Annotated in this window: 2 protein-coding genes; one reads left to right on the top strand and one right to left on the bottom strand. The window is 72.1% G+C overall.

Features of this window, described 5'->3' with window-relative positions; genetic code table 11:
* Window positions 1–113: 113 nt before the first annotated feature.
* Window positions 114–20,906 carry a type I polyketide synthase gene (locus ACFY12_RS27505; protein ID WP_390718588.1) on the top strand — a complete coding sequence of 6,931 codons (20,793 nt, stop codon included), beginning with the start codon at window positions 114–116 and terminating at the stop codon, window positions 20,904–20,906.
* Window positions 20,907–21,075: 169 nt separating this feature from the next.
* Here the strand turns inward: ACFY12_RS27505 and ACFY12_RS27500 are convergent, their stop codons facing one another.
* Window positions 21,076–21,996, bottom strand: a complete 921-nt coding sequence (locus ACFY12_RS27500; protein WP_390718587.1) for a tyrosine-protein phosphatase — start codon at window positions 21,994–21,996, stop codon at window positions 21,076–21,078.
* Window positions 21,997–22,031 lie beyond the last annotated feature (35 nt).

The following is a 22,031-nucleotide window of genomic DNA, read 5'->3' as shown; positions in this document are numbered from 1 at the left end:
ATCTAGGGAAACCCGCAGTCCGCCTTCGGGAAGATGGCGGGGAAACGGTCGGACGTGCGTGTCGGCGCTCTGTGCCCCAGGTCCGGCATTCCACCGAGCGGATTGGCGTCCTGATGTCGAACGAGGAGAAGCTGCGCGAGTACCTCAAGCGCGCGATCGCGGACCTTCACGAGACTCGTCAGCAATTGGACGAGACGGAGGCGAAGCAGACCGAGCCCATCGCGATCGTGTCCATGGCCTGCCGCTTCCCCGGCGGCGTCCGTTCGCCGGAAGAGCTGTGGGAGCTGCTGCGCGACGGCGTCGACGCGATCTCCGCCTTCCCCCGCAACCGCGGCTGGGACCTGGACGCGCTCCACCACCCCGACCCGGCGCACCCGGGTACCACCTACGCCCGCGAGGGCGGATTCCTGCACGACGCGGGCGAGTTCGACCCGGGCTTCTTCGGGATCGCCCCGCGCGAGGCGCTCGCCATGGACCCCCAGCAGCGGCTGCTGCTGGAGACCGCGTGGGAGGCCGTGGAGCGGGCCGGTATCGACCCGGAGTCTCTCGCGGGCAGCCGCACCGGCGTGTTCGTCGGCACCGGCCATGGGGGGTACGACGCCGAGGGCGGCCGACGCGCCGACGAGGTCGGTGGACACCTGCTGACCGGCAACCACATCAGCATCGCCTCCGGCCGGATCTCCTACGTCCTGGGCCTGGAAGGGCCCGCCCTGACCGTGGACACGGCCTGCTCCTCGTCGCTGGTCGCTCTGCACCTGGCCGCGCACGCGCTGCGGCGCGGCGAGTGCGCCATGGCCCTGGTGGGCGGCGCGACCGTGATGTCCACACCGCAGATGTTCGTGGAGTTCGCCCGGCAGCGCGGGCTGGCCCCCGACGGCCGCTGCAAGCCGTTCGCGGCGGCCGCCGACGGCACCGGCTGGAGCGAGGGCGTCGGCCTGCTGCTCGTCGAGCGGCTCAGCGACGCCGTACGCAACGGCCATCCCGTACTCGCCGTGCTGAAGGGCTCGGCCGTCAACCAGGACGGCGCGTCCAACGGCCTGACCGCCCCCAACGGCCCCTCGCAGCAACGCGTCATCCGCCAAGCACTCGCCGGCGCGGGCCTGGCGGCCTCGGACATCGACGCGGTGGAGGCGCACGGCACCGGCACCACGCTCGGCGACCCCGTCGAGGCGCATGCCCTGCTGGCCACCTACGGGCAGCAACGCCCCGCCGACCGGCCCGTGCTGATCGGCTCCATGAAGTCCAACATCGGGCACACCCAGGCCGCCGCCGGTATCGCGGGCGTGATGAAAATGGTCTTGGCGATGCGGCACGGGCACCTGCCCAGGACCCTGCACCTTGACGAGCCCACCGGGCACGTCGACTGGAGCGAGGGCAGCGCCAGGCTCCTCGCGGAGTCCGAGCCCTGGCCCGGCGCCGACCGGCCCCGCCGTGCCGCCGTCTCCTCCTTCGGTATCAGCGGCACCAACGCCCACGTCATCCTGGAGCAGGCGCCCGCCCACGAGGCCGAAGCCCACGAGGCTGAACCGGCCCCCGAGCCGACTGCCGAGTCGGACCCCGAGCCGGCTGCCCCGCCAGGCGCGCTGCCCTGGATCCTGTCCGCCCGCACCGAAGGGGCCCTGCGCGCCCAGGCCGCACGCCTCGGCCGCCACATACGGGACCGCGCCGACCTCGAACCGGCCGCCGTCGCCCACGCCCTCGCGGACACCCGCACCCTCATGGAACACCGCGCGGTACTCGTGGCGGGCGACCGGGAGGAGTTCCTGCGTGGCCTCGACGCCCTCGCCGCGGGTCGTACAGCCACCGGCTTGGTCAGTGGCGTCGCCGCCAAGGCCACCACCGCGTTCCTCTTCGCCGGACAGGGCTCCCAGCGCCTTGGCATGGGGCGCGAACTGCACGCCGCACACCCCGAGTTCGCCACCGCCTTCGACGCGGTGTGCACCGCACTCGACCCGCACCTGGACCGGCCCCTGCGCGATGTCGTCTTCGCCGAGGAAGGCAGCGCTGAAGCCGCCCTGCTCGACCGGACCGCCTACACCCAGGCCGCGCTCTTCGCCCTGGAGACCGCCCTGTTCCGGCTCGTCGAATCCTGGGGCGTGGCGCCCCGATTCGTCGCCGGACACTCCATCGGCGAGCTCACCGCCGCCCATGTCAGCGGCGTGCTGACGCTCCAGGACGCGGCACGGCTGGTCGCCGCGCGCGGCACCCTCATGCAGGCCCTGCCCGAAGGCGGCGCCATGGTGGCGATCCAGGCCACCGAGGAGGAGATCCGCGCCCACCTCGTCGGCCATGAGGATCAGGTCTCCCTCGCGGCCGCCAACGGGCCCGATTCCGTTGTCATTTCGGGCGACGAACAGGCCGTCACCGAGATCGCGTCCCACTGGGAGGCACAGGGCCGCCGCACCAAGCGGCTGCGGGTCAGCCACGCCTTCCACTCCCCGCACATGGACGGCATGCTGGAGGACTTCCGGCGCGTCGCCCGTGGCCTGACCTTCCACGCCCCGCGCATCCCCGTGGTGTCCACGGTGACCGGCGCGCTCGCCACCGAAGACGAACTGCGCTCGCCCGACTACTGGGTGCGGCAGGTCCGCGAGGCGGTCCGTTTCCGCGCCGCCGTGCGCACCCTCGAAGCCGAGGGCGTCACCGCCTTCGTGGAGATCGGCCCCGGCGGCGTCCTCACCCCCATGGTCCAGGACTGTCTGACCACCCTCGAAGAGCCCGTCCCCCCTGTTCCGGTCTCCCTGCTGCGCACCGGCCGCCCCGAAGCGCCCGCCCTCACCGAGGGCATCGCCACAGCCTTCGCGCACGGCGTCCGCGTCGACTGGTCCGCCTGCCTCGACACGCCCGGCACGCCCGACACCTCCCGCGCCGACCTGCCCACCTACGCTTTCCAGCGCCAGTGGTTCTGGCTGGACCCGGCCGCCCGCGACGAGGAGCAGGCGGCCGTGGCCGAAGCGGGCGAGGCCGGATTCTGGGCGGCCGTCGAACGCGAGGACCTCCAGGAGCTGTCGGCCGTCCTGGCCATCGACGGCAGCGAGGCGGACTCCCTGGGCAGCCTCCTGCCCACCCTCTCCTCCTGGCGCCGGCAGCGCAGGACCCGGGCCGCCGCGGACCGCCTCAGCTACCGCACCCACTGGGCCCCGCGCACCGCGTCCAACGGGCCCGCCGCCACGGGCCACTGGCTCGTCGTCCTGCCCGACGGCACCACCGACGACCCGTGGACCGCCCGTCTCCTGGACACCCTGCGCGACCAGGGCCTGCACACAGACGTACGCGAACTGCCCGACATCCCCGCACTCGACATCCCCGCACCCGGCACCCCCGCACCCGGCACCCCGGCACCCGACACCCACACACTCGGCGGCCTCTTCGCCTGGCCCGACACCCCCGTCGACGGCGTGCTCTGCCTGCTGGCCCTCGATGAGCGACCCCACCCGGACTTCCCCTCCGTACCACGCGGCCTGACCGCCACCACCACGCTGCTGCGCGCCCTGGGCGATGCGGGCATCCAGGCACCGCTGTGGTGCGTGACCCGCGGTGCCGTCGCCGTCGACCGGCACGACGCGCTCACCAGCCCCGTACAGGCACAGATATGGGGCCTGGGCCGGGTGGCCGCGCTGGAGTCCCCGCAGAGCTGGGGCGGGCTCGTCGACCTCCCCGACAACCTGGACGGCCGGGCCGTCTCCGCGCTGCTGGACACCCTCGCCTCGGAGGAGGACCAGGTCGCGATCCACCCGGCCGGGGTCTTCGCCCGCCGCCTGGAACGGATCACACCCGGCGGCGACACCGGCGACCGGTGGAGCACCCACGGCACCGTCCTGGTCACCGGCGGCACCGGTGCCCTCGGCGCACACCTCGCCCACTGGCTGGCCGACGCCGGAGCCGAACACCTCGTGCTCACCAGTCGCCGCGGCCCGCGAGCCCCCGGCGCACCGGAACTCGCGGCCGCCCTCACCGACCGGGGCGTCAAGGTCACCCTCGCCGCCTGCGACGCCGCCGACCGCGACGCGCTGGCGGCCGTCCTCGCCGACATCCCGCCGGACCTGCCGCTGACCGGCGTCGTCCACGCCGCGGGCGTACTGGACGACGGCGTACTGGACGCGCTCACCCCCGAGCGCTTCGAGACCGTACTGCGCCCCAAGGCAAGGGCCGCACAGAACCTGCACGAACTCACCCAGGACCTGGAACTGGACCTGGACCACTTCGTGCTGTTCTCCTCGATCGTCGGCGCCCTGGGCAACGCAGGACAGGCCAACTACGCCGCCGCCAACGCCTACCTGGACGCCCTCGCCGCGCACCGCCACCGGCACGGGCTGCCGGCCACCTCCGTGTCCTGGGGCCCCTGGGCGGGCCAGGGCATGGCCACCGACAGCGACGCCGCCGACCGGATGAGCCGCGACGGACTGCTGCCCATGGCCGCGGCCCCCGCGCTCGCCGCCCTGCGCCAAGCACTGGCCCAGGGCATGACGCACGTGACCGTGGCCGACGTCGACTGGAGCGCGTACGCCCCCGCCCTGACCGCCGTCCGCCCCAGCCCCCTCATCGGCGACCTGCCCGAGGCCCGCCGCGCGCTCGGCCCCGCGGGCAGCAGCCCGCGCCGGGAACGCTCCCCGCTGCGCGACCGGATCGGCGCACTGCCGCCCGCCGAACAGGAACAGGCATTCCTGACGATGGTCAGGGAAGAGGCCGCGAAGGTCCTCGGACACCCCTCACCGGATACGGTCGACGCCCAACGCGCCTTCCGCGAGCAGGGATTCGACTCGCTGATGGCCGTCGAACTGCGCAACCGGCTCTCCGCCGCGGCGGGCCTGCGGCTGCCCGCCACCCTGCTGTTCGACCACCCCGCCCCCCTCGCGGTCGCCGCATACCTCCGCTCCGAAGTCCTGGGCGCCGCAGGGCCCGCCACAGTCGTCCGGGCGTCGGCCGCCGCCCTCGACGAACCCGTGGCGATCGTCGGCATGGCCTGCCGCTTCCCCGGCGGCGTGGACTCACCCGAGGCCCTGTGGCGGCTGCTGGCCGAGGGCGGCGACGCCATCACCCCCATGCCCACCGACCGGGGCTGGGACCTGGACCGGCTCTACCACCCCGACCCCGACCACCAGGGCACCAGCTACGCCCGCGGCGGCGGCTTCCTGGACGGCGCGGCCGGTTTCGACGCGGACTTCTTCGGCATCTCGCCGCGCGAGGCCCTCGCCATGGACCCGCAGCAGCGGCTGCTCCTGGAGACCACCTGGGAGGTGCTCGAACAGGCGGGTATCGACCCGGAGTCCCTGCGGGGCAGCAGTACCGGTGTCTTCGCGGGCACCAACACCCAGGACTACGGCACGGTCCTGGACTCGGCCCAGGACGATGCCGACGGGCACCGGCTCACCGGCAATGCGATGAGCGTCGTCTCCGGCCGGGTCTCCTACACCTTCGGCTTCGAGGGACCGGCCGTCACGGTGGACACGGCGTGCTCCTCCTCGCTGGTGGCCCTCCACATGGCGGCGCAGGCGCTGCGCCAGGGCGAGTGCTCCCTGGCGGTCGCGGGCGGCGTGACGGTGATGTCCACCCCGTCCTCCTTCGTGGAGTTCGCCCGGCAGCGCGGGCTGGCCCCCGACGGCCGCTGCAAGCCGTTCGCGGCCGCCGCCGACGGCACCGGCTGGAGCGAGGGCGTCGGCCTGCTGCTGGTGGAACGGCTCAGCGACGCCCGCCGCAACGGACACCAGGTACTCGCCGTCGTACGCGGCTCCGCCGTCAACCAGGACGGCGCGTCCAACGGCCTGAGCGCCCCCAGCGGCCCGTCCCAGCAGCGGGTCATCCGGCAGGCCCTGGCCAACGCCCAGCTGGCCGCCGGTGAGGTCGACGCCGTGGAGGCCCACGGCACGGGCACAACGCTCGGCGACCCGATCGAGGCCCAGGCACTGCTGGCCACCTACGGCCAGGAGCGGCCGCCGGAGCAGCCGTTGCTGCTGGGTGCGGTGAAGTCCAACCTCGGGCACACCCAGGCCGCCGCCGGTGTGGCGGGCGTGATGAAGATGGTGCTGGCGATGCGGCACGGCATGCTGCCGCGCACCCTGCACGTCGACGAGCCCACCGGGCACGTCGACTGGACCGCGGGTGCGGTCGAGCTGCTCACCGAGCACACGGACTGGCCCGAGACCGGCCACCCCAGGCGCGCCGCGGTCTCCGCGTTCGGCATCAGCGGCACCAACGCGCATGTGATCCTGGAACTGCCCGCGGCCGGACTGCCCTCGGCCTCGGAGCCCGAAGCGCCCGCCACCGAGCCCGAAGCGCACGCCGGCGTTCCCGACGGCACGGCCACCCTTCCCGAGGGGAAGGCCGCCGACCCCGACGGCACGGCACCGCTGCTGCTCTCCGCCAAGAGCGAGAGCGCCCTGCGCGCCCAGGCGGCCCGACTGCACTCCCACCTCGACCGCGAGCCCGCCCCCCGGCTCACGGACGCCGCGTACACGCTGATGACGCGCCGCACGGCCTTCGCCCACCGCGCTGCCGTCCGCGCCGACGACCACGCCGCCGCACTGCGCGCCCTGACCGCCCTGGCCGCGGGCGAGGCCGACCCCGCCGTGGACACGGGCACCGCCCGCACCGGCCGGGACGCCGTCCTCTTCTCCGGCCAGGGATCACAACGCATCGGAATGGGCCGGGAGTTGTACGGCCGCTATCCGGCGTTCGCGGAGGCCTTCGACGCGGTCTGCGCCGCCCTGGACGCGCACATGGCCGAACCCACGGCCGAGCACATGGCCGAGCGCGTGAACGCGCACATGGCCGAGCACCAGGACCGCCCCCTGCGGGACGTCGTCTGGGGCGAGGACGCCGAACTGCTCAACCAGACGGCCTACGCCCAAGCCGGGCTGTTCGCCGTCGAAGTGGCCCTGTTCCGGCTCGTGGAGTCCTGGGGTGTACGGCCGCAGTACGTGGCCGGGCACTCCGTCGGCGAGATCGCCGCCGCGCACGTCGCCGGGGTGTTCTCGCTGGCCGACGCCTGCGCGCTGGTGGCCGCACGCGGACGGCTCATGCAGGCCCTGCCCGCCGGTGGCGCGATGGCCGCGATCCGGGCCACCGAGGAGGAGGTGCTCCCGCACCTGACCGAGGATGTCGCGATCGCCGCCGTCAACGGCCCCCGGGCCACGGTGGTCTCCGGTACCGAGGAGGCCGTGCTCGCGCTCGCCGCGCACTTCGAAGCCGAGGGCCGCAAGGCCACCCGGCTACGGGTCTCGCACGCCTTCCACTCGCCCCTGATGGACCCGATGCTGGCCGACTTCCGCACCGTCGCCGAGGGCCTGTCCTACGGCGAGCCGGAGCTGGCCGTCGTCTCGAATGTCACCGGCGAACTTGCCACCCGGGACCAGCTGCGCACCCCCGAGTACTGGGTGACCCACGTCCGCGCGGCGGTCCGCTTCGCCGACGGGATCCGCACCCTGTGCGCACAGGGCGTGACGCGCTTCCTGGAGCTGGGCCCCGACGGCACGCTCTCGGCCATGGCGCGCGAAGCGCTACCGGACGGCGAAGCGGTCGGCCGGAGCGCTTCCGAGGAGACCGTTCTCGTCCCCGCCTTGCGCCGGGACCGCCCGGAGGAGGCGACGCTTGCCGCGGCCCTGACACAACTGCACGTGCACGGCGCCGAGATCGACTGGTCCGCGTTCCTCGCCGGCCGGGACGCGCGCGCCATCGACCTGCCGACGTACGCCTTCCGGCATCAGCGGTTCTGGCCGACCCCCGACCACACCCGGACCGGGGACATCGGAGCCGCCGGCCTGGAAGCGGCCGGGCACCCGCTGCTGAGCGCCGCCGTGGAACTGCCCGACGGCGACGGCCTGCTGTTCACCACCCGCCTCTCGCTCCACACCCACCCCTGGCTCGCCGGGCACGTCGTCATGGGCTCGGTCCTGCTGCCGGGTACGGCCTTCGTCGAACTCGCCCTCCGCGCCGCCGACGAGGTGGGCTGCGACCACGTCGAGGAACTGACCCTGGCCGCCCCACTCGTCCTGCCCGAGCAGGGTGGCGTACAGCTCCAGCTGTGTGTGGGGCCCGCCGATGAGTCCGGCCGCCGCACCCTGACCGCCCGCTCCAGGGCGGAGGGCGACGGCGACCGTCCGTGGGTGCAGCACGCCACCGGCGTCCTCGTGGCAGGGGAGCCGACAGTCGAACCGGGATACGACTTCCACGCCGAGACCTGGCCGCCCCTTGACGCCGAGGCCGTCGAACTGTCGGACCTCTACCCAGACTTCGCCGCGCGCGGATTCGACTACGGTCCGCCCTTCCAGGGGCTGCGGACCGCCTGGCGCCGAGGCGACGAGGCGTTCGCCGAGGTCGCCCTGTCCGCGGACGCGGAAGGCGACGCGTTCGCGGACGCATCCGCGGAAGCATCCGCGTACGGACTCCATCCGGCACTGCTCGACGCCGCCCTGCACGTCGTCGCGTTCAACGGAGTGGACCACGGCGTCGTGCCGTTCTCCTGGGAGAGCGTCGCGCTCCACGCCTCCGGCGCCTCGGCCGTACGGGTCCGGGTCGTCCGGCACGGCGGCGACACGGTGTCCGTGGACGTTGCCGACACCGCGGGCGAACCCGTCGCCTCCATCGGCACGCTCGTCCTGCGGACGGTCTCTGCCGACCAGTTGCAGGGCGCCGCGAACCCGGTCGCCCGCGACGCGCTGTTCCGTGTGCAGTGGAACGCCGTACGCCTGCCTCCGGCCGGGGGCGCGGAGCCTGTGGTGACGCTCGGCTCCCTTGCCGACGCGCCTGCCGACACGCCGTTCGACAGTTACCCGGACCTGATGGCCCTGGCGCAGTCCGGTCGCGTGCCGGGCGCGGTGCTGGTGCCGGTGGGAGCCGGTGCCGGCGATGTGGTCTCCGGCGATATGGTTTCCAGTGATGTGGTGGAGTCCGTCCACGCCGCGGCTGCCTGGGCGTTGGAGATGCTCCAGTCGTGGCTGGCGGATGAGCGGTTTGCGGCTTCGCGTCTGGTGTTCGTGACGCGTGGTGCGGTGTCGGGTGTGGATCTCGCGGGTGCGGCGGTGTGGGGTCTGGTGCGTTCGGCGCAGTCGGAGCACCCGGGCCGCTTCGTACTTCTGGATGTGGACGATGACGCCGAACTGACTCTCATACCTGGGGTGTTGGCGTCGGATGAGCCTCAGTTGCTGGTGCGTGGTGGTGAGGTGCTGGCGGCCCGGCTGGCCCGCGCCCAGGCGAAGCAGACCTTCGGCTGGGATCCGTCCGGCACGGTTTTGATCACCGGTGGTATGGGTGGTCTGGGCCGCGTGATGGCGCGTCACTTGGTGGTGGAGCATGGGGTGCGGAGTCTGCTGCTGGTCAGCCGGAGCGGTCCGGCTGCTGAGGGCGCCGAGGAACTCGTCGCCGGACTCGAGCAGCTTGGCGCGCAGGTCGCTGTCGAGGCGTGCGATGTGGCGGATGCGGCGGCTGTGGCTGACCTGGTTTCCCGTCATGCTCCTACGGTTGTGGTGCATACGGCGGGTGTGCTGGATGACGGTGTGGTGGAGTCGCTGACGCCGGAGCGGTTGACGGCGGTGTTGCGTCCGAAGGTGGATGCGGCTTGGTATCTGCATGAGGCGACCAGGAACGCGAATCTGGAGCTGGATGCGTTTGTGGTGTTCTCGTCCGTGGCGGGCACGATCGGCAGTCCTGGTCAGGCCAACTACGCGGCGGGTAACGCTTTCCTGGACGCGTTGGCGCACCACCGCCGGGCGGAAGGGCTTCCGGCCACGTCGCTGGCGTGGGGCCCGTGGTCCCAGGACGGTGGCATGACCGGCACCCTCACCGAAGCCGACCTCCAGCGCATCGCCCGCCAGGGCATGCCCGAACTCACCCCCGCACAGGGTGTGGCCCTCTTCGACGCCGCGCTGGCGGCCGGCGACGCCCAGCTGCTCCCCGTACGCTTCGACATGGCGACACTGCGCGAGCAGGGGGAGGTGCCCCCGCTGCTGCGCGGCCTGATCAGGACCCGAGCCCGGCGCTCGGCGGTCGGCGGATCGGCCGCGGTAGCCGGTCTGGCGGGACGCCTGAACGGACTGGGGACGGTGGAGCGGCGCGAGGCGCTCCTGGACCTGGTACGTGCCCAGATCGCGGTCGTCCTGGGGCACGCGAGCCCGGAGACGATCGACGCGACTCGCGTCTTCCAGGACCTCGGCTTCGACTCCCTGACCGCCGTCGAACTCCGCAACCGCCTCAACAGCGCAACCGGCCTGCGCCTTTCGGCCACCGCCGTCTTCGACTACCCCACGGCGGACGCGCTCGTCGACTTCCTGCTGGACGAGCTGTTCGGCGCGCAGGAGGAGGCCGAGCTACCGGCGCGGGCGCCGTCACCGCTGGAGGCGGCCGACGACCCCGTAGTGATCGTCGGCATGAGCTGCCGCTACCCGGGCGGTGTCGCCTCCCCCGAGGACCTGTGGCGTCTGGTGTCGGAGGGCGTGGACGCGGTGTCCGACTTCCCCACCGACCGCGGCTGGGACGTAGAGGCCCTCTACAACCCGGACCCTGAGGCGCTCGGTACCTCGTACACCCGCTCCGGTGGATTCCTCCACGAGGCAGCGGAGTTCGACCCCGAGTTCTTCGGGATGAGCCCCCGAGAGGCGCTGGCGACCGACGCTCAGCAGCGGCTGCTGCTGGAGACGACCTGGGAGGCGTTGGAGCGCACCGGTATGGACCCCGCCACCCTGCGGGGTAGCCGTACGGGCGTCTTCGCCGGCGTGATGTACACCGACTACGGCGACCTCCTCGTGGGCAACCAGTTCGAGGGCTACCGCAGCAACGGCAGCGCGGCCAGCATCGCTTCGGGACGGGTCTCCTATACCTTCGGTTTCGAGGGTCCGGCGGTGACGGTGGACACGGCGTGTTCGTCGTCGTTGGTGGCGCTGCATCTGGCGGCGCAGTCGCTGCGTCAGGGTGAGTGCTCGCTGGCGCTGGCGGGCGGTGTGACGGTGATGTCGACACCGACGACCTTCGTGGAGTTCTCGCGGCAACGCGGACTGTCGGCGGACGGGCGCTGCAAGGCGTTTGCCGAAGCGGCCGATGGTGTCGGTTGGGGCGAGGGCGCCGGGATCCTGGTGCTGGAGCGTTTGTCGGATGCGCGGCGGAATGGGCATCGGGTGTTGGCGGTGGTGCGTGGTTCGGCGGTGAATCAGGATGGTGCGTCGAATGGTTTGACGGCGCCGAATGGGCCGTCGCAGCAGCGGGTGATCCGGCAGGCGTTGGCGAGTGCGGGGTTGTCGGCGGTGGATGTGGATGCGGTGGAGGCGCATGGTACGGGTACGACGTTGGGTGACCCGATCGAGGCGCAGGCGTTGTTGGCCACTTATGGTCAGGAGCGGTCGGCGGATCGGCCGTTGCTGTTGGGTTCGGTGAAGTCGAATATCGGTCATGCGCAGGCGGCTTCGGGTGTGGCGGGTGTGATCAAGATGGTGCTGGCGATGCGCCATGGTGTGCTGCCGCGGACGCTGCATGTCGATGAGCCGTCGACGCATGTGGACTGGAGCGCCGGTGCGGTGGAACTGCTGGCCTCTCCGACTGTGTGGCCGGAGGGTGACGGGCCGCGTCGCGCGGGTGTCTCCTCCTTCGGCGTCAGTGGGACGAATGCGCATGTGATCCTGGAGCAGCCCGAGCCGGTCGTGGCCGACGCCGAACCGGACGCCCCGCTGACCGAGCCCGGCGCGCTGGCGTGGGTGCTCTCCGGCAGGAACGAGGACGCGCTGCGCGGCCAGGCGGCACGCCTGCTGCCCCTGGTCGCCGGTCGTGACGCGCTCTCCGCGCGGGACATCGGCCACTCACTCGTGACGGGGCGGTCGAACTTCGCCCACCGCGCGGTGGTGTGGGGCCAGGACCGCGACGCACTGGTGCGTGCCCTGTCCGCACTCGCGGTGGGCGAAGCCGACGCCGGTCTGGCGGAGGGCTCGGCCGGTGCGGGGAAGACGGCGTTCTTGTTCTCGGGGCAGGGTTCGCAACGGCTGGGAATGGGGCGGGAGTTGTATGCCCGCTATCCGGTGTTCGCGGAGGCTTTCGATGCGGTGTGCGCCGCCTTGGACGAGCACGTGGCCGAGCACGTGGACGAGTGCCTGGACGAGCGCCTGGAGCACCCCGTGCGGGACGTCGTATGGGGCGATGACCCGGAGCGGCTGAACCAGACCGCGTATGCGCAGGCCGGATTGTTCGCGATCGAGGTGGCGCTGTACCGGCTGGCGGAGTCGTGGGGTGTGCGCGCGGACTTCGTGACGGGGCACTCGATTGGTGAGGTCGCGGCGGCGTATGTGGCGGGTGTTTTCTCCCTCCCGGATGCCTGTGCGCTGGTGGTGGCCCGGGGTCGGCTGATGCAGCGGTTGCCGGCTGGTGGGGCGATGGTGGCGGTCCGGGCGACGGAGGAGGAGGTCCTGCCGTATCTGACGTCGGAGGTGTCGATCGCGGCGGTCAACGGGCCGTCGTCGGTCGTGCTCTCCGGTGTCGAGGACGTGGTGCTCGCCCTCGCGGCGCATTTCGAGGAGGTGGGGCGCAAGACCAGCAGGCTGCGGGTCTCGCATGCCTTCCACTCACCGCTCATGGAACCGATGCTGGACGACTTCCGCGCGGTGGTGGCACGGCTGTCCTTCGGTACGCCGACGATCCCCGTCGTGTCGAACCTGACAGGCCGCCTCGCCGAGCCCGAAGAGCTCGCCCACGCCGACTACTGGGTCCGGCACGTCCGCGAAGCAGTGCGTTTCGCGGACGGGATAGGGGCTCTGCGGGCGGAAGGGGTGACGCGGTTCCTCGAGCTCGGCCCGGACGGTGTGCTGTCGGGAATGGCCCGGGAGTCGGCACCGGACGAAGCCGTACTCGTTCCCGTACTGCGCAAGGACCGGCCCGAGGAGCCGACGCTGCTGGGTGCCCTGGCGCAGCTGTACGTGCGGGGCGCGAGCGTGGACTGGGGGGTGCTGTTCGCCGGTTCGGGTGCGCGGTGGGTGGATCTGCCGACGTACGCGTTCCAGCACGAGCGGTTCTGGCCATCGGGCGGGGCGGTGCGCTCGGGCGATGTACGGTCCGCGGGGCTCGGCTCGGCGGGGCATCCGATGCTGGGTGCGGCGGTGGAACTGGCGGGCTCGGGTGGTTTGTTGTTCACGGGTCGGTTGTCGGTGTCCTCGCATCCGTGGCTGGCGGATCATGTGGTGCGGGGGGCTGTGCTGGTGCCCGGTACGGCGCTGGTGGAACTGGTGCTGCGGGCGGCCGACGAGGTCGGCTGTGATCGGTTGGAGGAGCTGACGCTCGCCGCGCCGCTGGTGCTGCCCGCCTCGGGCAGTGGAGTGCAGGTGCAGGTGTGGCTGGGGGAGCCGGACGGTTCGGGCCGCCGCTCGGCGTCGGTGCATGCGCGTGAGGGCGACGGCCCATGGACGCTCCACGCCAGCGGCGCGGTGACCACGGGGACCGAAGCGGCCTCCTTCGATGCCGATGCCGATGCCGATGCCGATGCCGATGCCGGTGCCGGTGCCGGTGCCGGTGCCGGTGCCGATGCCGCCGTATGGCCTCCCAAGGGTGCGGAGCCCGTGGAAGTGGCGGACTGCTACGACGCACTCGCCGATGCCGGGCTCACGTACGGCCCGGCCTTCCAGGGCCTGCGGGCGGCCTGGAAACTCGGCGAGGACATCTACGCCGAGGTGCGGCTTCCCGAGGGCACGGACGGCGACGGCTACGGGCTGCACCCCGCGCTCTTCGACGCCGCGCTGCACGCTGCGGCGCTGGGCGGCACGGAAGCGGGCGGAGTCCCGTTCTCGTGGACCGGAGTGTCCCTGCACGCTTCGGGCGCTTCGGACCTCCGCGTCCGTATCCGCGGCGCGGGCGGTGCGATGTCGGTCATGATCGCGGACTCGTCCGGTGCACCGGTCGCCTCGGTGGAGTCGTTGGTGGTTCGTCCGCTCCTGGCCGGGCAGTTGCAGGCCGCCCACCGCGACGCCCTCTTCAAGGCCGAGTGGGTCCCCGTGCCGCTCACGGACGAGCGTGTCGAGCTCGGCACCGGTCCGGAGGGCGAGCCGTTGCAGACCCTCGCGAATCTGGAGTCCCTGACGGGGGCGACCGTGCCCGGGACGGTCCTGGTCGGGCCACCTGCCGGCGCCGCCGGAACGGTGGAGTCCGTCCACGCCGCGGCTGCCTGGGCGTTGGAGATGGTCCAGTCGTGGCTGGCGGATGAGCGGTTCGCGGCTTCGCGTCTGGTGTTCGTGACGCGTGGTGCGGTGTCGGGTGTGGATCTGGCGGGTGCGGCGGTGTGGGGTCTGGTGCGTTCGGCGCAGTCGGAGCACCCGGGCCGCTTCGGCCTGGTGGATCTGGAGAGTGACGCCGATGTGACCGTACTGGCGCACGGGCTCGCGACCGACGAGCCCGAACTGCTGGTGCGCGGGAATGAGGTGCTGGCGGCCCGGCTGGCCCGGGCGCAGTCCCCGCACACGATGACCTGGAACACCTCCGGCACGGTTCTGATCACCGGTGGCACGGGTGGTCTGGGGCGTGCTGTTGCCCGGCATTTGGTGGTGGAGCACGGGGTGCGGAGTCTGCTGCTGGTCAGCCGGAGCGGCCCGGCTGCCGAGGGTGTTGAGGAACTCGTCGCCGGACTCGAGCAGCTTGGCGCGCAGGTCGCTGTCGAGGCGTGCGATGTGACGGACGCGGCGGCTGTGGCTGACCTGGTCTCCCGTCATGCTCCTACGGTTGTGGTGCATACGGCGGGTGTGCTGGATGACGGTGTGGTGGAGTCGCTGACGCCGGAGCGGTTGGCGGCGGTGTTGCGTCCGAAGGTGGATGCGGCCTGGCATCTGCATGAGGCGACCACCAACGCGAACCTGGACTTGGACGCGTTCGTGGTGTTCTCGTCCGTGGCGGGCACGATCGGCAGTCCTGGTCAGGCCAACTACGCGGCGGGTAACGCTTTCCTGGACGCGTTGGCGCACCACCGCCAGGCGCAAGGGCTCCCGGCCACGTCCCTGGCGTGGGGCCCGTGGTCCCAGGACGGTGGCATGACGGGCACCCTCACCGAAGCCGACCTTGAGCGCATGGCTCGTTCGGGTATGCCGCCGCTGACCCTCGAGGAGGGCCTGGCTCTCTTCGATGCCGCACTCGGAACCAACGAGCCCATGGCACTCCCCGTCCGCCTGGACCTGGCTGCGCTACGCGCACAAGGCGAGCCGCAGCCGCTGCTGCGCGGCCTGATCCGGACGAGGATCCGCCGATCCGGTGCCGTCGCGGCATCCGGCATCCGGCAGCGACTGGCCGGGCTGTCCACGGCGGAGCGTCGCGAGGCGCTGCTCGATGTCGTACGCGGTCAGATCGCGACGGTCCTGGGCCACGCGAGCCCGGAAACGGTCGCCTCGGACCGGGCCTTCCAGGACCTCGGCTTCGACTCCCTGACCGCAATCGAACTCCGCAACGTGCTGGGCAGGGCCACCGGGCTGCGGCTCCCGGCAACGACCGTGTTCGACTACCCGACGGCCGACGCCCTGGCGGGTCACCTCCTGGACGAGCTCGTCGGCGCGGAGGCGGAGACAGAGACGGAGGCAGAGACGCGCCTTCCGGTCTCCGCCCTCCCGTCCCTGACGGACGATCCGGTCGTGATCGTCGGCATGAGCTGCCGCTTCCCCGGCGGCGTCGGCTCGCCCGAGGACCTGTGGCAGCTGGTGTCCGAAGGGGTGGACGCCGTCTCGGACTTCCCGACCGACCGAGGCTGGGAGATCGACGACACCTACGACCCCGAGCGGGAGGGCGCCATCGCCACCCGCTCCGGTGGATTCCTCTACGACGCGGCGGAGTTCGACCCCGAGTTCTTTGGAATGAGCCCCCGAGAGGCCCTGACCACCGACGCCCAGCAGCGGCTGCTGCTGGAGACGACCTGGGAGGCGCTGGAGCGCACCGGTATGGACCCCGCTACCCTGCGGGGCAGCCGTACGGGCGTCTTCGCCGGCGTGATGTACCACGACTACTCGACTCTGCTCTCCGGGCGCGAGTTCGAGGGTTACCAGGGCAGCGGCAGCGCGGGCAGTGTCGCTTCGGGACGGGTCTCCTACACCTTCGGTTTCGAGGGTCCGGCGGTGACGGTGGACACGGCGTGTTCGTCGTCCCTGGTCGCCCTGCATCTGGCGGCGCAGGCGCTGCGCTCGGGTGAGTGCTCGCTGGCGCTGGCGGGGGGTGTGACCGTGATGTCCACACCGCTGACCTTCGTGGAGTTCTCCCGCCAGGGCGGACTGTCGGCGGACGGCCGCTGCAAGGCGTTCGCCGATGCGGCCGACGGTGTCGGCTGGGCCGAAGGCGCCGGGATCCTGGTGCTGGAGCGTCTGTCGGATGCGCGCAGCAACGGGCACCGGGTGCTCGCGGTGGTGCGGGGCAGTGCGGTGAATCAGGACGGTGCGTCCAATGGTCTGACGGCGCCGAACGGTCCGTCGCAGCAGCGGGTGATCCGGCAGGCGCTGGCGAGTGCGGGTCTGTCGGCGGCGGATGTGGACGCGGTGGAGGCGCACGGTACGGGTACGACGCTGGGTGACCCCATCGAGGCTCAGGCGCTGCTGGCCACGTACGGTCAGGAGCGGTCGGCGGACCGGCCGTTGCTGCTCGGTTCGGTGAAGTCCAACATCGGTCATGCGCAGGCGGCTTCGGGTGTTGCGGGTGTTATCAAGATGGTGTTGGCGATGCGGCACGGTGTGTTGCCGCGGACACTGCATGTGGATGAGCCGTCGTCGCACGTGGACTGGGGTGCCGGTGCCGTCGAGCTGCTGACCTCCGAGGCCCAGTGGCCGCAGGGTGCCGGACCGCGCCGCGCGGGCGTCTCCTCCTTCGGCATCAGCGGTACGAACGCGCATGTGATCCTTGAGCAGCCCGAACCGGACACCGCCGAGGACGAGGCTGCCGATTCCGGAACGCCGGTGCCGGTACTGCTGTCCGGCAGGAGCGCATCGGCGCTGCGGGCCCAGGCGGCACGACTGCTGTCCTGTCTCGACGACGATCCGGCGCCGCGGATCACGGACGTCGCCTACTCACTGGCGACGGGCCGCTCGGCCTTCCAGCACCGCGCGGTGATACTCGCCGCGAACCGATCGGACCTGCTGCACTCGCTGTCCGCCCTGGCCGAGGGCCACACCGAGGCGCCGGCCGTCGTAGCACAGGACCGAGTCCGCCCAGGCAAGCTGGCCTTCCTGTTCTCGGGCCAGGGATCCCAACGCCTCGGTATGGGATGGGAGTTGTACGGTCGCTACCCGGTGTTCGCGGCGGCTTTCGACGCCGTATGCGCGGCGTTGGACGAGCACCTGGACCGCCCCCTTCGGGACGTGGTCTGGGGCGAGGACGCGGAGCTGCTGAACCAGACCGCGTACGCCCAGGCCGGGCTGTTCGCCCTCGAGGTGGCCCTCTTTCGCCTGCTGGAGTCGTGGGGCGTACGCCCGGACCACCTGCTGGGACACTCCATCGGAGAAATCGCCGCAGCCCATGCGGCGGGCGTCTTCTCCCTCCCGGACGCCTGCGCCCTGGTGGCGGCCCGAGGCCGCCTGATGCAGCAACTGCCGACCGGCGGCGCGATGGTGGCGATCCGGGCGACGGAGGACGAGGTACGTCCGCACCTCACACACAAGGTGTCCCTCGCGGCGATCAACGGCCCCACGTCGGTCGTGGTCTCCGGCGCCGAGGACGAGGTACTCGCCATCGCCGCGCACTTCGAGGAGGAGGGGCGCAGGACCACCCGACTGCGGGTCTCGCACGCCTTCCACTCACCGCTCATGGAACCGATGCTGGCCGACTTCCGCGCCGTCGCCGACCGCATGACCTACGCCGCGCCGCGCATCCCCGTGGTCTCGAACGTCACCGGCCGGCCCGCCACCGCGGAAGAGCTGTGCTCCGCCGCGTACTGGGTCGGCCACGTACGCGAGGCCGTACGGTTCGCCGACGGGGTCGGCGCGCTCCGCGAGCAGGGCGTCTCGACGTTCCTGGAACTCGGCCCTGACGGCTCCCTCTCCGCGCTCGCCGCCGAATCCGCCGCCGACGAGACCGTACTGGCCCCCGTACTGCGCAAGAACCGCCCCGAGGCACCGGCACTGCTCACGGCCCTGGCACGACTGCACGCCCACGGCACCCCGGTCGGCTGGTCCGCCGCCTTCGCCGGTACGGGTGCGCGGTGGGTGGACCTGCCGACGTACGCGTTCCAGCGCGAACGGTTCTGGCCGTCGGGCGGGGCGGCGCGCGTGGGCGATGTGCGGTCCGCAGGTCTGGGCTCGGCCGGGCACCCGTTGCTGGGCGCGGCCGTGGAACTGGCGGGCTCGGGCGGTCTGCTGTTCACCGGCCGGCTGTCGGTGTCCTCGCACCCGTGGCTGGCCGATCACATGGTGCTGGGCTCCGTACTGGTGCCCGGCACGGCTCTCCTGGAACTGGTACTGCGGGCGGCCGACGAGGTGGACTGCGCAGCGGTGGACGAGCTCACGCTCGCCGCGCCGCTGGTGCTGCCCGCCTCGGGCGCCGCGATCCAGGTACAGGTATGGGTGGGCGAGCCCGATGACGCGGGCCGCCGGCCGGTATCGGTCCATGCACGTGAGGGCGAAGGCCCCTGGACGCTGCACGCCAACGGCGCCCTGGCGCCCGCAGCCGGGACGGTGTCGTTCGATGCCGCGGCATGGCCCCCGCAGGGTGCCGAGCAACTGGACGCGGCGGGCTGCTACGAGCGGTTCGCGGACGCCGGATTCGCATACGGCCCGGTGTTCCAGGGCCTGCGGGCGGCCTGGAAGCTCGGCGAGGACATCTACGCCGAGGTCAAACTCCCCGAAGGCGCAGACGCCAACGCCTACGGCCTGCACCCCGCACTCTTCGACGCCGCGCTGCACGCAGCGCTCCTGGGCGGCGAGGGAACGGACGAAGGAGCCGTCCCCTTCTCCTGGAACGGAGTGACACTCCACGCCACCGGCGCTTCCCAGGTGAGGGTACGCATCCGTCCCACCGAAAGCGGTACGTCGATCGCCCTCGCGGACACCACCGGTGCGCCCGTCGCCTCGGTGCAGTCCCTGACCGCACGTCCGATCACGGCCGGGCAGCTGCAGACCGGCGACCGCGATTCCCTCTTCACGGTCGACTGGACCACGGTCCCCCTCACGGACGAGCCCGCGAACTCCCTCGCCCTGCTCGGCAAGGACACCGAGGGCGTCCTCACCGGACTCTCCCTGCCGCCCCACGCGGACCTCGACGATCTCGCGGCGACGGGCGCCCACGACACTGTGCTCGCCCCGCTGCCCACCGAGACCGCCGGAACGGTGGCATCCGTCCATGCCGCCACGACAGGGGCACTGCACCTGATCCAGTCCTGGCTGGCCGACGACCGGTTCACCACCTCGCGCCTGGTGTTCGTGACGCGCGGCGCGGTGTCCGGTGCGGATCTGGCGGGTGCGGCGGTGTGGGGTCTGGTGCGATCGGCGCTGTCGGAGAACCCGGGCCGCTTTGGCCTGGTGGACCTGGACGGTGACGCCGAAGCAGCCCTTGTACCAAGGGCGTTGGCGTCGGATGAGCCGCAGTTGTTGGTACGCGGTGGTGAGGTGCTGGCGGCCCGGCTGGCCCGGGCGCAGTCCTCGCACCCGGTGACCTGGGATCCGTCCGGTACGGTCCTGGTCACCGGTGGTACGGGTGGTCTGGGCCGTAGGGTCGCCCGGCACCTGGTGGCCGAGCACGGGGTGCGCAGTCTGATGCTGGTCAGCCGTCGTGGTCCCGCCGCCGAGGGCGTGCAGGAGCTGGTGGACGAGCTCCAGGGCAGTGGGGCCGAAGCGGTCGTCGAGGCATGTGACGTGACCGACGCGGCGGCGGTGGCCGACCTGATTGCTCGCCATGCGCCTACAGCTGTGGTGCATACGGCTGGTGTTCTGGACGACGGTGTGGTGGAGTCGCTGACCCCGGAGCGGCTGTCGGCGGTGCTGCGTCCGAAGGTGGATGCGGCCTGGCACCTGCACGAGGCGACCAGGGATCTGGACCTGGACGCGTTCGTGGTGTTCTCGTCCGTGGCGGGTACGTTCGGCAGCGCGGGTCAGGCCAACTACGCGGCGGGCAACGCTTTCCTGGACGCGCTGGCGTATCACCGCCGGGCGGCGGGCCTGCCGGCGACCTCGCTGGCGTGGGGGCCCTGGTCCCAGGACAGTGGCATGACCGCCACCCTCACCGAAGCCGACCTGCAGCGCATCGCCCGCTCGGGCATGCCACCGCTGACCGCCGAGGAGGGCCTGGCCCTCTTCGACGCAGCGCTCGGCAGCGCCGAACCCGCGCCGCTGCCCGTCCGCCTGGACCTGGCGGCGCTGCGGCGGCAGGGCGACATCCCCCCGCTGCTGCGCGGCCTGATCCGTACCCCGGGCCGACGTGCGGCGGCGGCCGCGACGGAGGGCGACGCCGCGGCCGCCTTCGCTCAGCGCCTGACCGGCCGGTCGGCGGCGGAGGGACGCGAGGTCGTACTGGACGCAGTACGCGGCCAGGTCGCGGCGGTCCTCGGACACGCCGGAGCCACGGACATCGACCAGGACCGTGCCTTCCTGGACCTCGGTTTCGACTCCCTCACCGCGGTCGAACTCCGCAACCGCCTGAGCGCTCTCACCGGAATACGCCTGCCGGCGACCCTGCTCTTCGACTACCCGACGCCGGCGGAACTCGTCGACCATCTCCATGCCCGGATCGCACCCGAGCCGTCCTTCGGCCCGGAGGCGCTCCTGGGCGAACTCGAAAGGCTGGAAAAGGCCTTCGGCGGACTCGACATCACGGAGGAGATACACGAGCAGATAGCCGGCCGACTGGAAGTCCTCAGGTCGAAGTGGCACGCCCTGCGGGACACGACCGCGGCGGCCGGGCAGGCCGGCTCCCCGTCCGACGAGGACTTCGACTTCGAGTCCGCCTCCGACGAAGAGGTCTTCGACCTCCTGGACAATGAGCTCGGCCTCTCCTGACCCCCACGCCAACGGCCCGTACCGGTAACTCCGTATAGACACACAACACACAACACACAACACACAACACACAACGTCCCCCCTCCCGGCCGGGAGGGGGGACGTTCTTTCGTGCCGATGGCCAGTGCCGATGGCCAGTGCCGATGGCCGGTGCCGATCAGGGCGGAGGTCAGCCGGTGAGCAGCGCTGCTCGCAGCCGTCGCAGGTCCTGCTCGCTCAGACGCAGCCCGTCCCGCAGGTAGGCGTCGAAGGTGCCGAAGCGGGCCGTGACCTTGTCGAAGGATGCGTTCAGATACGCGGCGGCCCCGGCGTCCAGGACCGTGGTCAGGCAGTCCCGTATGACCATGTCACGGTCCACGCCCAAGGCTGTGAGCAGGGCGGCGGTGGCCCAGACCGTATGGTCCTGGCCGCCCTCGCAGTGGTGGACGAGCGGGTAGGAACGGGCGTCGCCGGCAAGACGGAACAGCGAACGACAGGCGTCGATCGCCGAGGGCTTGGAGACGAACCGCCGGCAGGAGGCATCCGTACGGATGCCCAGGCGCTGGAGCTTGGCCAGGTCGGCGTCGGTGAGCGCGTGCAGGTCGTGGGTGCGGTACAGCATGCCCATCTTCACCCAACGGCCGTCGGTGGTGCGACAGCCGCCCGCGTCGTGGAAGTCGGCGGCGCCCTCCAAGCGGAGCGAGCGGTCCGCGAGGGTGAGCGGGTCGCCCTGGTCGGGGGCGAGGCGGAACCACTGGCGGTCGGTGGCGGGAAGTCCGCGTACGGTGATGGTGGCCTCGGGCCCGCCGTGCGCCACAGCCTTGTCACCGGCGTAGACGGTCACCGAACCCGCGTCGGGCGCCTGCCAGGAAACGGTGAACGAGCCGCCCTGCTGCTGGGCGACCGTGGCGTGGGTGAACGGAAGCCTCTGCGTGGCGAGCTTTGCCTTCGGCGCGTGCCGGCCCGCTTCGGTGGGCGCACCGAGCGGGTCGGCCGAGGCGAGGGGCGGGGTGGTCCCCACCGGGGTGACCCCCACTGCCGATATGGCGGCCACGAATGACACGGCGATGCGGCGGGCGGTCAGTACCGCGGCCGCGGAAGGGGAGTTCATAACGGGACCATACGGCGCGAAATAGCGTGGAATTA

It is taken from the genome of Streptomyces sp. NPDC001339 (assembly GCF_042895955.1).
Lineage (GTDB): Bacteria > Actinomycetota > Actinomycetes > Streptomycetales > Streptomycetaceae > Streptomyces.
The sequence above is the reverse complement of the archived record's forward strand: the minus strand, read 5'-3'. Positions and strand labels throughout refer to the sequence as shown.